The sequence below is a fragment of the Microcystis aeruginosa NIES-4325 genome, from assembly GCF_008974145.1.
Taxonomy (GTDB): domain Bacteria; phylum Cyanobacteriota; class Cyanobacteriia; order Cyanobacteriales; family Microcystaceae; genus Microcystis; species Microcystis aeruginosa_G.
In genome coordinates, this window is the sequence record NZ_BJKP01000019.1 from 44025 (window position 1) to 59976 (window position 15952).

The following is a 15952-nucleotide window of genomic DNA, read 5'->3' on the forward strand; positions in this document are numbered from 1 at the left end:
GATTGAAGACGATAACTTTGTCCTTGATTGCTTAAATCGCTGACCAAAGATGTGACATCTAGTCAGTGAATTTTGTTATAATCTGGGGGACAATAGCACTGTTCTTCTAGATCTGGGTTTTACCATGACTGAACTTTTACCCCAATGCAGTAATCTGGCTGGTAATGTTAACAGTATAATTGAACTATTAAAAGGCGAATCCTCTCTCCGCAATCAACAGGATACCAGCAAGATAGAAATTGCCCTACAAAAAGCCATTTCTCCCAAATTTGAAATCGTTTTCGCCGGTGCTTTTAGTGCAGGTAAATCGATGTTAATCAATGCACTTTTAGAGCGAGAATTGCTGTATAGTGCCGAAGGACACGCCACAGGTACAGAATGTTATATTGAGTACGCAGAAGCTGATGAGGAAAGAGTGGTTTTAACCTTTCTCAGCGAAGCAGAAATTTGTACTTTAGTCGATACCGTCTGTCAAAATCTGCAATTAACTAATCCTAGTAACATTAATTCCCAAGAATACTGCAGTCAATTAAACCAATACTGTCAAAAAATTATCGAACAGGAAGGGGGAGAAGGCAAATCCGAGCGAGCTAAACAAGCTCAGGGTTTAAAATTATTAATTGAAGGATTTACTCAAAATCGTGAGCGAATCCATACGCTGCATAATGCCACCTATTCCATGGAACAATTTCACTTTTCTAATTTAGCAGAAGCGGCCAGTTTTGCCCGTCGTGGTAGTAATAGTGCCGTCTTAAAACGTCTAGAATATTACTGTCATCATCCTCTCCTTAAAGATGGTAACGTTTTGGTAGATTTGCCCGGTATTGATGCCCCAGTCAAAAAAGATGCCGACTTAGCCTATCGTAAAATAGAACATCCTGATACTTCGGCAGTGGTTTGTGTTTTAAAGGCTGCTTCTGCGGGAGAATTAGCCACAGAAGAAACGGAATTACTCGAAAAAATTGGCTCTAATGCTGGTATTCGTGATCGAGTTTTTTATGTTTTTAACCGCATTGATGAAACCTGGTACTCAGCCCAACTAAAACAGCGTTTAGAAAACCTGATTCAAACGCAATTTCGTGATACTTCCCGCATTTACAAAACCAGCGGACTTTTAGGGTTTTATGGGTATCAGGTGAAAAATCAAACCAATATTAATCAGCGTTATGGTTTAGATTCTATTTTTGCCGAAAGTGTGAAAAATTTAGGAGGACAAGAAGAAACACCGCAATTTGTCAGCGAGTTTAATAACTATTGTGCCAACTCTGGTAAATTACTGGCAACTCCCTTTAAAGTTTCCATCCACGGTTATGAAACTCCCAATAAAAATTATTTTCGAGTTTTAAGTGAGTGGGGAACTCCTTTACTAGAGCAGTTAATTGCTGATAGCGGTATCGAAGAATTTCGCAGGGCAATTACTCGTTATCTCACGGAGGAAAAACGTCCGCAATTGTTTGCAACTTTAGCTGATGATTTACAATCTCTTTGCATCACTCTCAAAAATTATTATCAAGGGATTTATAGTGATTTAGAAAGTCAACCACGAGAAATTGAGGCGATGAAAGCTCTGGAGTTAAATCACCTCAATCAAGAGTTAAAGGAAGTGGGAGAGAAATTAACTAAACATATCGATGGTTATGTCAACGCTATCGTGGTTAATAGCGATGAAAAATTTGAGGAAGACTTTAAGAAACTGAAAGCGAGAATGGTATCAAGATTGTATGAGTTATTAAATACTTTTTCTGTCAGAAATGCTTACTCGCAAGCGACTTTAACCCATCCCCGCAATGCTACAGCACCTTTATTAGCAGTATTAGTGGAAGCTTTTTATTATCTGTCTAACCAGCTAGAAGATGTGTTAATTGAGGAGTCAACCAGTTTAATTAGTCGCTTTTGTCAGCGTCTTTTAGATGCGGTAAGACAAGGTGATTATTATCGGCAAATCTACCGCTTATTAGGTAATGATGGCCACCTAGAAAGTCAGCTAAAACAGCTAGAATTGCAGTTAATTCATGCCTTGATTTCCGAAGCAAAAACTGAGTGTGATCGCTATGTACGAGAAAATCATAATTTTTACAACGAAGGCACTTTTTCTATCTTTCAATTTCGGCAAACTGTGCAAAAAACTGCCCAAGGTTATGACTGTGAAAGTATTCTTGCTGCCGAACCTGCTATCCGTCAATTACTTATGTTAGATTTTGAGCCAAAAGTATCAGCGACTCAGAAAAACTTCCGTCAAACCATTAATAATACTTTAAAAAATCAATTGATACCAATGGCGAAAAAACAAGCCGATACTATTCTACAACAGTTCAATCAAGCTCGTTCCTATCTAGAACAAACCTTAGAACAGGAAGCGGCGGAAAAAATTGCTAATAATGCCCGCAAACAGGAAGAAATTAACCAAAAAATTGAGGATTATAACCAAGCGATAAACTCTCTCAATACTTGTTTAACTGCTATGGGTTTACAGAAAAATCATTTACCTGTAATTGGTGAACAAGAATTAGAGATTGTCCCTGAAGTTGTTAATCACTCCAGCAATTAATATGGGGAAATTATCGGCATGAAGCGCCAATTCAGACTTGAATTGGCCTTGTCTTTGAGTAAACAATGCAAGTTATAACCGTGCAAAGTACATTTTAAGACTAAACCAGTTCACCGCTTTCCTGTAAAGAGTGGAGACGTTGATAGATTCCCTGCTGATTTAATAATTGGTCATGGCTACCGATCTCGACAATGCGACCATTATCCAAGACGACAATTTGATCAGCTTCTCGAACGGTACTGAGACGGTGGGCGATAATAATCGTGGTGCGAGTGCCTAAAATGGATTTCATGGCTAGTTGAATGGCTCTTTCTGACTCATAATCTAAGCTAGAAGTGGCCTCATCAAAAACTAACACATCTGGATCAACAATTAACGCCCTAGCAATTCCTAAACGCTGTCTTTGTCCCCCCGAAAGACGCACGCCCCTTTCCCCTACAATAGTGGAATAACCATTAGGTAATTCCTGAATAAATTCATCGACTCGGGCAATTTGACAGGCTTCTTCTACCTTCTCAAAGCTAATATTAGGATTACCATAGGTGAGATTTTCTAACACCGTACCATTAAACACATCTACTTCTTGATGAACAATCGCTAACCGTCGCCGATACCAAGTGACATCTAAGCGACGAATATCCTCGCCATCCATCAGAATTTGCCCTTGATTCGGTTCAAAATAGCGGAAAAGTAACTTAACTAAAGTGGATTTTCCCGAACCCGATTTTCCCACTAATGCCACGGTTTGATAGGGTTCAATCAGCAAATTAATATCCTTGAGAATGGTTCTTTCAGGACTATAGCCAAAGCTGAGATTACTTAATTCGACTTTCCCTGTAAAATGATAGAGATTATCTTGGGCATGATCGGCTAAAAGACTACCAGCATCAGTGCCACTAGGCAAGTTGATAAATTCCTGTAAACGGGCCATAGAAGCATAACGACGAGCGAAAGTTTCTGCCATTTGGGATAGGGGATCTAATTCCGCATAGGCCATACTAGCGAGGGTATAGGTGGTGATAAAATGCCCGATCGAGATTTTCTGTTGAACGGTGGCTAGGAGAGTAAAGAAAAATACTCCAAATAAACTAGCTTGGACGAGAGTTTTTTCCCAAGTAATTAAGTCCACATAACCCTTATGAATGCGATGGATAACGTAGGTAAATTCTCTCTCTAAACGCTGTTTTTGACGATATAATTCCTGTCCTTCTGTGGCAAAAGCTTTGACGGTTTTGATATTAGTAATAATCTCAGAATTGCGACTTTGGGTATTTTCGATGTGCCGATCAAGAATCCTTTCTTTTTGCATTAAATCTTTTAAATCTCTGACAATAAAAACTAGAATTAATACAAAAGAAATAACAAAAGCGAGGGCGATTTGCCATTGAATTACCCAAATAACAATAAAGATACCAAAAACTCTAAACAATTTTGGGATCATCATTCCCGCCACTTCGGGATAAGTCCAAGTATAACTTTCCATCCCTTTGGCAATCCGGTTAGCGATGCGTCCTGGATTATTTTCATCGTAAAAAGATAGGGGTAAGGTGAGAATTTTGGCAATAATTTGTTTGAGATGATCTCGTCGCGCTCTTAAGGATATTTCCCAGTGAAACCATACACCAAGCCAAGGCTGAATTGGTGCTTTAATTACCGTGGTTAGGAAAATTAAGCCTAATAATACCGCCAAACTAACCCACTTTTCCGAGGCAAAGGGAGTTAAAATCATGGTGCGATTAACTAAAGATTGCACGAATCCATCTAAAGGTTGATCGGAAAGAACATTAAGAATCTGTCCGACAGCGTAGGGAACCATCAGATCGATAATTTCAAAGACACTGGAGGCAGCAATGCTCAAAAAGGCGGCTTTTTGATAATTGCGATAGTAACTGATAATATCCCGTAAGGAAGCCATAACATCAAGTAAATTGCCAATTTTTAACTTCTATCTGGTAACTGCTAACTGAAGAGACTAAAGGCACTTTTGGGATTGTTTTTCTGGAGTTACCATTATACTACAATACTACAAAAATCTGCCGACCTAGAAATTTCTAGGACAAAAGCCTTGTCATAGTCTTGTATTCTCAATCAGCTATTAGTCAGGAGACGATGCCAGATCAGCTTATATTTCATCCTCGTCAGAAGCACCAGAGATCAATTTATCTAAAATTTTGACGAATATTATCACAAAAATTAATAAATTTCTGAAAGGTTTTTAAGTGTTCGGTTTTATCGATACGCTTTTTTAATTGATTAAGATAGTATTGTTCTTGAGCTTCCCCAGGGAATTTTTTAGAATAAGACAAACCTTTAGCTTCAAAAATAGACTTTAGATAAGCAAAATGAAAATCGGCATGATTTCTGCAATTAAATCTACCCATTAGTTCGGGATCATTTTCGTAAACATCATAGGGTTGAACATAATCAGCTAAAAGTCCCTGTAAAGTTTGTCTGATACTAAATCCGTTAAGTATAGGCTACATATCAGGACAGGCAATAGGCACTCATGCAATAGGGGCAATAGATAATCAGTCTTTAATAACCAGATTTAGTATGACGAGATGACAAAGAAGCCTGAAATCCTTATGATAAGAGAAGTGTAGCAAAATGTAGCCAAAAAAGAAGTTGCTATGATAGCAACTTCAGGAAAATCAACCAAATGTCACCAGAAAGTTACTAAAATCATCTAGTCACACAAGTCAATAAAGCGCAGTACCTAATTCTATCTATCCTAGTACAATTGCTGCAGAGCTACCGATGGGTCAACCTAGAAGAGTTAGCAAATAAATTACCTTTCCCCATTTTGTGGGAAAAAGGATTAACTAAATGCTGAATAATGATAAAACCCTTTTAAAATAAGGCTTTTGACCTGTTAAAATCCGATGTTAGTGCCAGCTAACGCCTGGGTAGAGTCTTGGCAAATGTTTTATGTTGAAACTCAGGCATTAACGAACTTAAGCCCCCATAAGTGTGCTAATTATCGCCGAGATATACGAGCAGCAACCCTTAGACAGTCTAGACTTTAGCTTGCTATATCACCCATTCAGTCCACAATCTTAGCATAAATTTTTCCAGTCGGCAAAAATGCCAACCCTGCCTGATTATTTTAAGCACTACAATCTCTTATTATTATTTTTACCATAATTTTTTGTTAATGTTGCGATTCAACTGCTAAACTCTAAGGTTTACTCCATCAAGCCCACGATACTATAGCAATCCTTATCTACTTTGTGAACTAACTCGTAGCGGATAGACAGGAGGCAGCAGATGAGTTTATATTTCATTTAGGACTGCTATAGGTATGTTTATGACAAGTACTTAGAAAAAATTTTAGCTATTTTATCAGTCGGGATAAAAATGAGATCATTGATGTAAATAGCTCCTGGCAATTTTTTGTCTATACCTATATTTTTAGGATTCTGATGCTCAACAAGATTAAATCTTTCTAAAGGAAGTAGCTTGTTATCACAAATAAAGAAGCCCTTATAATCTCTGACATAGAAAAATTGTTTTATAGATTCTATAGCTCCTTCTCTGTGCCGTTCTTCTACTTCAATTAAGAAATTCGGTTGAGATGATGCAATAGTTTTTTCTGCACCTTGTAAAACCCCTAATTCATGACCTTCTACATCTATTTTTATAAACCCCACGTTCTCTAGATTAAAGCTATCAAGGGTTTTACACTCAGCCTTTATAATTTTAGTTGAAAGATCGCTAAGAGTATTACTGGTTTCTATCGATGAGAGTCCTACTAGCTCTTTCCCGTCTAATAATGGTATCCGCAAATCCACCATAACTTCTCGGTCAGATAACGCACATTGATGAACGATAACAGACTGGGACGGAAAATTAGTTCTTAACCTTTTAGCAAGGTTGGGTAAAGGTTCAAATGCAATTATTTGTCTAGCTCTTCTCATCATAAAAGGGATAAGCTGGCCATTGTTAGAGCCGATGTCTAATGCAACTTTTGAGTAGGGGCATAGACACTTTAAAACTTCCGTTTCTAGATAGGGCTTTGATTTTAAATTATAATCATAAAAGTTATATATAAGTTCTTTGAGTATAGGAGGAAAATATAATTGAATATAACTTTGAATTTTTCTCTTAAACAATAAGTCCATAGTTTTATACCAACAGTACTATAATTTAGCTGCTGGGTGCTATTTAAATCTTTCACCCATTGCCCCGAACTGACGTTACTCTATAATAATAGAGCAAAAATGTCAAGGGTAATTAGTCAGTGCAATAAGAACTGTTAATTGAGAATGGACAGAACCCTGACAGGGACTGTATTATAGATGGCATGGAAATTAACGACTAACTACTGCCCACCTTAATCAACGCCTCCGACTTCGAATCAGACGGGGGCGGGTTTTTGGTAGGAAGCTTACCGAAAGCAGAATCAAGAAAACCAAGAGCTAAAAGCTAGGCTCGATGAGGTAGAGAAAGAGAGGAATCCCCAGCTTGAAAAGCTGGGGCTCTTCTGGTTTCTGTGTGGAAACGAGGTCTATACTGATAGTTTATTTAACAAAATAGTCCTAAAAGTCTTTCCCAGTAAACATTTCACGATTTCATAAGCAAAAATTATCACACAAAGTCGAGAAGAGCCAAGCTGGGGTCTCTCTGACCCCAAGATTTTACTGAGGATCGAGTTTTAGGACTGCCATAAATGCCTCTTGCGGGACATCAACAGTTCCGATCGCTTTCATCCGTTTCTTCCCTTTTGCTTGCTTGTCTAACAGCTTTTTCTTGCGGCTAATATCACCACCATAACACTTAGCTAAGACATCCTTTCTTAAAGCGGGAATATGTTCACTAGCGATAATTTTAGAACCAATAGCGGCCTGAATGGGAACCTTAAATTGATGCCGGGGAATCAATTCTTTTAACTTTTCGGTTAACGCACGACCAACATAATAAGCTTTATCCCGGTGAACGATCATCGCTAAAGCATCAACGGGATCACCATTGACCATAATATCTAATTTAACTAGCTCATTTTCCCGATAGCCAATTAATTGATATTCCATACTAGCATAACCGCGCGATCGAGATTTTAATTGATCAAAAAAGTCCGTCACCACTTCTGCTAAAGGTAACTCATAAATCAAAGCGGTGCGAGTTTTAGTAAAATAACGCATATCCTTGAAAACTCCCCGACGACTTTGACATAATTCCATCAAAGCGCCTACATAGGTTTCTGGAGTAATCATTTCCACTTGGATATAAGGTTCCTCAATTTTTTCCCGTTTTTGTGGGGAAGGTAACAAACTAGGATTATCCACTTCGACAATTTCCCCATCGGTGGTAGTAACCTGATAAACTACCGAGGGAGCAGTGGTAATTAAATCTAAGTTATATTCCCTTTCTAGTCTTTCCTGGACGATTTCCATGTGTAGGAGTCCCAAGAAACCGCAACGGAAACCAAAACCCATGGCGCTAGAAGTTTCCGGTTCGTAGGATAGGGCTGCATCGTTTAATTTTAACTTTTCCAGCGCATCTTTGAGATCGGCGTACTGATCGGCATCCGTGGGAAATAATCCGCAGAAAACCATCGGTTTTGCTTCTGTATAACCGGGTAAAGGCTCTTGTGCCGGTTTAGCGGTTAGAGTAATCGTATCACCCACCCGGGCATCAGCGACAGTTTTAATCGCGGCTGCCAGATAACCCACTTCTCCCGCGTGAAGTTCATTTACCTGTACCTGTTGCGGTGATAAAATTCCCAATTCATCGATAACAAATTCTTTACCAGAAGCCATAAAACGAATTTTATCGCCCTTTTTCACCCGACCATCCATGACACGGAAATAGACAATTACCCCTCGATAAGCGTCGTAATAACTATCAAAAATTAAAGCTCGGAAGGGTTCTTCAAGGGTATCTTGGGGAGGGGGAACTAATTGGACGATCGACTCTAGAATATCATTAATACCGATCCCAGCCTTAGCCGAAGCCCGAATCGCCTCACTACAGTCTAAACCCACCACTTCCTCGATTTCCGCCGCGACTCGTTCCGGTTCGGCACTGGGTAGGTCGATTTTATTTAAAACTGGGATAATTTCGAGGTTATTTTCCAGTGCTAGGTAAACATTGGCTAAAGTTTGCGCCTCCACACCTTGGGACGCATCCACAACTAATAAAGCTCCCTCGCACGCCGCTAGAGACCGAGAAACCTCATAGGAAAAATCCACATGGCCCGGGGTGTCAATCAGATTGAGAACGTATTTTTGACCATCCTTAGCGGTGTAATCCATGCGTGCCGCTTGTAACTTGATGGTGATACCTCGTTCCCGTTCCAAGTCCATATTATCAAGAAATTGTTCTTTCATCTCCCGTTGGGCTACGGTTCCCGTAATTTGCAGGAGGCGATCGGCGAGAGTTGATTTACCATGATCGATATGAGCGATGATGGAAAAATTGCGAATGCGAGAAACGGGAACGTCAGTCATCGTGGTTCACTGCTGGCAAAAGTCAGAGGTTTATAAAATTTTAGATTCCTTAATTCATTGTAGAGGTAAAGTCTCTAAGGCTGGAGCAAAAGTGAAAAGTAAAAGGTAAAAAAAGCTAAACTGCAATTATAGTCAGGGTTTTGACCTTGGCCTCCCCTCTCGCCATCCACAGGAAACTATGGTAGGCTTGAGTATAGGGACAAAATCAGGGAAAGGGCAATGGCTAGGGTAAAGATGTATGATTTGTCCCAATCCCATTACTATAGATAAACTCTTGGATGAGAATCCTCGACTGACGGGTAGAATGATAGATAGCAATCATTGATAGAGCTTATGAACGACAATGCTACACCGACTCAGCGCACGGCGGAGAAAGTTGAAATCGCTATTCACCTTGACTCGGAAGTTTTAGACCAGATTAAACACCTGACTAACGATCCTAGTCGCATTATCGAAACAGCGATTAAACAGTGGCTAAGAGGAGAGAGACAACCGGATGAGGACTTAACCCGTCATCTTCGACGCAATCCCCCCGTACCCCCCAAAGGGGAATGGAATGACTAAGATTTTTCAGTCTCTAATAGGTTATTTCCCGACGGAGAGACTGAAATATTTTCTTAGGTCAACCATTGATGGTAATTGAGATTTTTTCCCCAACTAAGCTGGTTAATAGTAGTATTTATTGCCTGTAACAGCAACGCAACGGTTTAATCTATTTACTACAAGGGGATCATCGTCGTCATTGGGGTATTGGCCAGATGGAATTAGTGCCAGAATTAGTCGATTAAGTGCAAATGGCGATCGCTCATGCCAGATCATACCAAGAATTAGCACAAGCTACCCAGTCCCCCGAAGAAGCATCGCATCGGCAAAATGAATTTATCGGGGTGTGTCTCAATTTTGTCAAATAAATAGACCTCTGGTAAAAATCCAGCAATTCTCATTTTAAAATAAGTAGCCATGCAAAATAAATTATCCTTTAAGTAGGTAGATGTTAAAAATTGTCAGACACCCCCCTCGCTTACTGAGTGAAGCTGAGTACAATGTCGCACTTTACGGGGATAGCTTGGTCAAAGAAGTAGAAAATTATAATTTAAATGCGTGGTAATGTTTGGGAGTGGTTAAATGATAATTTAAATCCTTTAACTGGGTATAAACCTCGTTTTCTCTATGGAGACAATTCAGCCATCTTTTTGGATGATAAACATCATATTAAATCCGTTGAGTACAGGCTAGTTATGAGGAGAGGCACTCATGCAAGAGGCTTCGGCCGTGAGCTTTTGCCGAACGGCAAAAGGCAAAGGGGAATAAATAATCAGTTTTCAATAACCAGATTTAGTATCAGATGATGTTAGGAGGTTGTTGGATCACCAATGAGATAGAAGCTTGAAAATATTACCGCAACTGGTTTCGTAACAGAAAACGGTTTTCTTGAAGAAACCCGTTTTCTCACGGATATCAAAAAAACCTTGACTTTTTAGGCACTATCAGGTACTTTTGAATCAGTCAGGTAATAATGCACGCCAAAAATTCACTCCCTGTGAGCGATGATTATGATCACCAAATCTGAAACAACTCCGACCATCGGACTAATTGAAGTTCCCGCCACTGGACTATACGATGCAGAAGGAAAAAATTGGACTTCTTTATACAGGCATCGTTCTTTAATCAGTAAACAAGTTTTGATTCCTGACTTGCAAGCGGGAGGATTTGATGCCCAATTAGTAAACCTCAGAGATGATAATTACAGTGAAGAATTTGGTGAGGTGTCCTGGAAAGGGATGAACTTGCGGAAAACTTATGTGGGGGGCAACATTTCCGCCCTTAATCCTGAAGCCTTTGATGCTTGGGGTGTAACAGTAAATTTCTCTCAAGATCGCCAAGTTACCTGTATGGTAATTGAACATCTGGCTAAAGGAAATCGCCCTATTGTCGTTGGTGGTTCAGATGCTTTGGCGGAACCGCAGCACTACTTAAAAGCAGGTGCAACAGCAGTTGTTCAGGATAAATCTGGAGCAGCAAATTGGGCACTTTTTGATTATGTATTGGGAAGAACGCCACGGGAAGAAATGACAGGAGTGATTTTTGCTGACGGTAAACAATATCCCAGAAAAACTAAAGCCAAAAGTCCAGAGGAATGGGCCCTGCCTTCGGTGAAAGTCGCAAAAGAATGTCTAGGGACACTTCCCAATGTTCAAGGAAAAGTCCCTGTCGGTTCACTGGTCGCAGATATTGGTTGCGATCGCACCTGTGATTTTTGCATGACTCCTACCTACGGTACTGGCTATCGCAGAATGTCCCCAGAAACAGCCCTCAAATGGTTGGCGATCCAGAAAGAAGCAGGGGCGGTTGCGATTAATATCGGTTCCGATCAATTTCTCGCCCGTGGACTGTTTCCTGAAGGGAGAGAAGAGATTATAGAAATTACCAATGGTGCGCGGGAGATCGGAGTATCTCTGATGTGGCCGAATGGTCTGGAACTGAGGAAAACCACCTTGGTAAGTGGGCGTAACTATGAAAACACTGATCTTAGACCGGATGAAGAACTGATTCAAGCCTTATTTGGTTGGGATGGTCAAGTCGGTTGTCCTTTAGCTTATATCCCTGCTGAACGTCCTGTTTTCGGACGGGAAGCCTACAAGAAGTTGCTACCCTGGCAAGAGCATTGTACATTGATGAAATCTGTAGTCAGAACTGGTGTACCTGTGGTTACTTATGGCATTATTATTGGTTTACCCGATGATGACCATGATGACTTACTACGTCTTGAGGAAGCAATTACCGACCTAGTAGATGAACTGGTAGAAATTAACCCACAACTAGAATTTCAAACTTCCTGTTACAGTATTATTCCCTTACCTGGAACTCCTCAAGCCTTTAATTTACGGAAAGCAGGATTGCTCCAATTTGAAGATTCCTGTTTATGGGGAGTATGGACAACAACCTCCAACACTCATCACCTAACATATAGCCAGGTTTCCGATTGGCAAATTCGTTTATCGAATATTCGCAGATCACCAGCTGAATTTACTAACTATAATGGCGAATATTCAGCAATGGTGAGTACAGCTTCCTCCGATGACTCAAAGATTGTGTTATTAAATTCTTAAACTAAATACGGTCTTTTAATTAATCATGAAACCAAATCCTATTCCTCCACAACCTTGCCAAGAATCCGTTTGAGACTATCCTCGTCCCGCGATTTTACAAGACACCAATAAACACCTAAAGGTGATTTGTAACGCGATTGACTTAGCCGAAACCGACCAGGGTAAAAGAGTAGAAGGTAGGTTGGGTTGACGACTGTTACCCAACACCCCATCCGATAAGCGGGCAAAATCATTGATAATTATTTGATAATAGGACTTCCTGCTAGAAAGTTATGGGTGAGAAAATCTTTGTGTTTTTTGTGCCTTTGTGGTTTTTTCTGGCGCTTTTTGGTAATCTTCACTATTAGGCCGACAGCACCCTTAATTTAAAGCCAACCGAAGCTCCTGCGGCCATGGGCTACTATTTTGATCATCAGCAAGAAATTGACCAGGAAATCACCCAAGAATCGGATCAGATACAAGTTAGCATAACGTGAATAGCTAAATCACCTTTTTACAGCAGGATGAAAGAAGTGACTTTTTCCCCGCCCTTCCCCCGAATGTACCCCCTAACTGATATAAGTAGAGATGTAGGTCTATAACCAAAATTGTCGCATCAGTTCGGTTAGGTGACTGTTTTTCGCTTGTCTAGGAGGGTAGATATGCTCAACGAATTAATTTATGAAGGATTAGGTTTAAGTGCTGTTTTCGGAGGACTATTCCTCTGGTCGCGCTCTGGTCTCGTCAGCAAAAATACCGCCCTTTTAGCCGCACAAGCGCAATTACAGCAAAGTAACTCAGATCTGTTGGCTCAAGTCAAGGGTTTAGACGTGGCGCAATCAGAGTTAAAAGACGAAAATCAGCAGCTGCACGCCAAAATAATTCACATAGAACAACATTCCGCCCAATTACAGCACAAAGCTACTGATTTAGAAAATTCTCTTCAGTCCCTCCAGCAAGCTGTCCAGATAGGTGAGGGTGAAATCGAACACCTGAAAACCAGCGCTAAGGAAATAGAAGCGGAGAAAGCTGGTTTGATGGAACAATTAGAGCGAGAAAAAGCCCTAATTACTAGCCTAGAGGCACAGATTCAAACTTTAGAGCAGCAAAAAGGCGAAATTAACCGTCAATTTGATTTGACCAAAAAACAGACCACCTCTCTCTATAGTCAAATTCAGACCCTAGAACAGGATAAAACTCTCTTACAGCAAGATATAGAAAAAGCCGAGGAATTAAGGGCGAAAGTGGCCGATTTAGAGCATAGAAACCAACAATTAAGCGATTTAGCCGCCCAAATTCCCAGCTTGCAAGGTCAAATTCAAACCTTAGAACAGAATCTGGCTCAGCAAACAGAACAGTATGAGCGAGGACAGCAGGAAATAGCCAGCTTACAGGGTCAAATTAACGGGTTAGAGCGGGAAAAAAAGTCTCTCAGCGAAGATTTAGCCGCAAGTCAAACTCGATCGCTCTCTTTAGGCCAAGAATGCGACAATTTAACTATAAAACTCCAAGAAACCGTCGCTCAAGTGACAGCTATAACCGCCGAAAAGGACAGTCTCGGCGCTCATCTCGAAGCAGCTAAACTGGAGTTACAAGCTTTAGCAGCCCAGAAAGGGGAATTATCGGCAGAATTAACCACTGCTGCTGAAAAAATTGCTGATTTAGAAGGGCAATTACAGGAATTAACTCAGTTACCCCAACAATTGGCCGATTCTCAGGCAAAAATTGCTGATTTAGAAGGGCAATTACAGGAATTAACCCAGTTACCGCAACAGCTAGAAACCTATCGGGAAAACATTTCTAATTTAGAGATTCAACTACACCAGTTAAGTGCCGAAAAAGACCAATTAGAAACCACAACTTCCCGTCATATCGAGGAATTAAGCCAACAAAATCGCCAACTCACTCAAGATTTAGAAGTCCAAAAAACGGCAGCTAAAGCTTTAGAAAAGGAAAAAATTAAGTTCGAGGGTGAGTTAGCAACTAAGCAAGAAGAAATTGCCGATTTAGAGGTTAAAATTCAAACCCTACAACAAGAAAGAGACGATTTCTCTAAAAAAACTGCCCCTATTATTACTAATGAACCTGAAGCAATTATTAGTGAAACTCCAGTAGTAGCAGAACCAGAAACCTCCCCAGTGATTGCCGAGGAGACTCCGGTAGTAGCAGCAGAAAAAATCACGGTTGCCGATACAAGTTTAGAAGTGCAACCCGCAGCGGAGATAGTCCAGACGAGTCAAGAATCCGCAGAAAATACCCTAAGAGGAAAAACCGTAGTTATACTAGGAACCTTCAGCAAAATCAGTCGCGAGCAAGCGAAATCATTGATTATTAATGTCGGTGGTACTGTTACTGGTTCCCCCAGTGCGAACACTGATTATATTCTCCTCGGTAAAGCCCCCGGTGAGAAACTAAAAAAGGCTCAAAAATTAGGCATAAAAACCCTTTCAGAAGCCCAATTTCTGCAAATGGTAGAATCCTAAAACAGTTATCAGTTATCAGTTATCAGTTATCAGGTTTCAGTTCACTGTTTACTGTTTACTGAAAAAACTTCCCACTTCATAATTCACAATTCATAATTTATAATTCATAATTCACAATTCATAATTTATAATTCCCTTGATTACGAAAATTATGAGTCAAAAAATTGCCTTTTTAGGATTAGGAGTGATGGGAGCGCCGATGACGGCTAATCTTGTCCGTCGAGGTTTTGCTGTCAATGCTTGGAATCGTACCCCAGAAGCGCCGGGGATAACCATTGCTGGGGCAGCAGGTGCGAACATTCGTTCTAGTATTGCCGCCGCCGTCAGAGATGCCGAGATTGTCTTTACCTGCGTCGGGGATGTGCCTGACGTGGAGGCGGTAATTTTAGGACCGGGGGGTGTAGTGGAATCGGCAGCGGTGGGAACTCTGATAGTGGATATGAGTACCATTGGCTCTCAAGCCGCTAGGATGATTGGTAAAAAGCTAGAGGAAAATAATCTCTGTTTTCTCGATGCTCCCGTCTCTGGTGGCGATATTGGGGCGAAAAACGGCAGTTTAACTATTATGGTGGGGGGGAAAGAAGCGGATTTTCAGACTTGTTTGCCCTGTTTTCAAGCCATGGGTAAAACTATTCGCTGGTGTGGCGAAATCGGCAACGGACAAGCGGTAAAACTCTGTAATCAAGTCTTGGGGGCGGTTCACATGGTGGCGCTGTGTGAGGCTCTAAAAATGGCAAAAATTCAAGGATTAGACCCCAATTTAGTCATAGAAGTGTGTAAAACGGGGGCGGCGGGTTCTTGGGCCTTAGAAAATTTGGGACCAAAAATCCTCGCCCAAGATTTACAGCCGGCTTTTATGATTGAACATATCTTAAAAGATTTGCGATTAGTCAAAGAAACTGCCCAGACAGCCGGGGAAATTCTGCCCGGGACAGATTTAGCAGAAGCTTTATTTAAAGTAGTAGCGGAATTGGACGAAGGTAAGGGAATTAAACAGGGAACCCAAGCGATGATTCGTGCCTACGATTAGGCATTTTGTTGGCGATAAATATCATCGGTACGGGCAGCCATGATGAAATCATTTTGATGTAATCCGCCCACGTCATGAGTCCACCAAGAAACGGTAACTTTACCCCATTCTGTCAATAAAGCGGGGTGATGGCCTTCTTTTTCCGCTGCTTCTCCCACGGCATTAGTAAAGGCGATTGCCCCTTGAAAATTGGCAAATTTATAGAGTTTTTGCAGACGGGGAATACCCTCGTATTCTAAGAGATTCCAATCGGGAATTTTAGCCTGTAAAGCGGTAATTTCCTCGGCAGTGATAGGAGAAGAACCCAATTGACAAGGTTGACATTTTTGTTGGGCAAGTTCGGTCATAGGGGT

Annotated in this window: 10 protein-coding genes; 5 read left to right on the forward strand and 5 right to left on the reverse strand. The window is 40.7% G+C overall.

Features of this window, described 5'->3' with window-relative positions:
• Window positions 1-124 precede the first annotated feature (124 nt).
• Window positions 125-2548, forward strand: coding sequence for a dynamin-like GTPase family protein (locus MiAbW_RS11975; RefSeq protein ID WP_151696305.1), 2424 nt, complete (start codon window positions 125-127; stop codon window positions 2546-2548).
• Between the two features lie 100 nt (window positions 2549-2648).
• On the opposite strand, the gene MiAbW_RS11980 is transcribed toward MiAbW_RS11975, so the two are convergent.
• The 4 genes from MiAbW_RS11980 to lepA all read right to left on the reverse strand — a co-directional run bounded on the left by MiAbW_RS11980 (window position 2649) and on the right by lepA (window position 8997).
• A complete protein-coding gene (locus MiAbW_RS11980; RefSeq protein ID WP_151696306.1) occupies window positions 2649-4463 on the reverse strand; it encodes an ABC transporter ATP-binding protein in 1815 nt (604 codons plus the stop codon).
• A gap of 244 nt (window positions 4464-4707) precedes the next feature.
• Entirely contained in the window at window positions 4708-4929 is a 222-nt protein-coding gene (locus MiAbW_RS11985) for a hypothetical protein (RefSeq protein ID WP_238707268.1), read from the reverse strand.
• Between the two features lie 924 nt (window positions 4930-5853).
• Complete coding sequence (locus MiAbW_RS11990; RefSeq protein ID WP_151696307.1) at window positions 5854-6669, reverse strand: FkbM family methyltransferase; 816 nt, start codon at window positions 6667-6669, stop codon at window positions 5854-5856.
• 516 nt (window positions 6670-7185) lie between these two features.
• A complete protein-coding gene (gene lepA / locus MiAbW_RS11995; protein WP_002762209.1) occupies window positions 7186-8997 on the reverse strand; it encodes a translation elongation factor 4 in 1812 nt (603 codons plus the stop codon).
• 333 nt (window positions 8998-9330) lie between these two features.
• Here lepA and MiAbW_RS12000 point away from each other — a divergent pair, with 333 nt between their 5' ends.
• The 4 genes from MiAbW_RS12000 to MiAbW_RS12025 all read left to right on the forward strand — a co-directional run bounded on the left by MiAbW_RS12000 (window position 9331) and on the right by MiAbW_RS12025 (window position 15599).
• Complete coding sequence (locus tag MiAbW_RS12000; RefSeq protein WP_110579524.1) at window positions 9331-9561, forward strand: type II toxin-antitoxin system CcdA family antitoxin; 231 nt, start codon at window positions 9331-9333, stop codon at window positions 9559-9561.
• A 989-nt stretch (window positions 9562-10550) separates the two neighbouring features.
• Complete coding sequence (locus tag MiAbW_RS12010) at window positions 10551-12107, forward strand: radical SAM protein (RefSeq protein ID WP_151696308.1); 1557 nt, start codon at window positions 10551-10553, stop codon at window positions 12105-12107.
• Between the two features lie 641 nt (window positions 12108-12748).
• Window positions 12749-14569 (forward strand): BRCT domain-containing protein, encoded by a 1821-nt coding sequence (locus tag MiAbW_RS12020; RefSeq protein ID WP_151696309.1) that lies wholly within the window; start codon window positions 12749-12751, stop codon window positions 14567-14569.
• 151 nt (window positions 14570-14720) lie between these two features.
• Window positions 14721-15599: an NAD(P)-dependent oxidoreductase gene (locus tag MiAbW_RS12025; RefSeq protein WP_151696310.1), complete on the forward strand. Its 879-nt coding sequence runs from the start codon at window positions 14721-14723 to the stop codon at window positions 15597-15599.
• Here the strand turns inward: MiAbW_RS12025 and MiAbW_RS12030 are convergent.
• Window positions 15596-15946, reverse strand: coding sequence for a 4a-hydroxytetrahydrobiopterin dehydratase (locus tag MiAbW_RS12030; RefSeq protein WP_151696311.1), 351 nt, complete (start codon window positions 15944-15946; stop codon window positions 15596-15598). The two genes, MiAbW_RS12025 and MiAbW_RS12030, sit on opposite strands and share 4 nt — an antisense overlap.
• Window positions 15947-15952 lie beyond the last annotated feature (6 nt).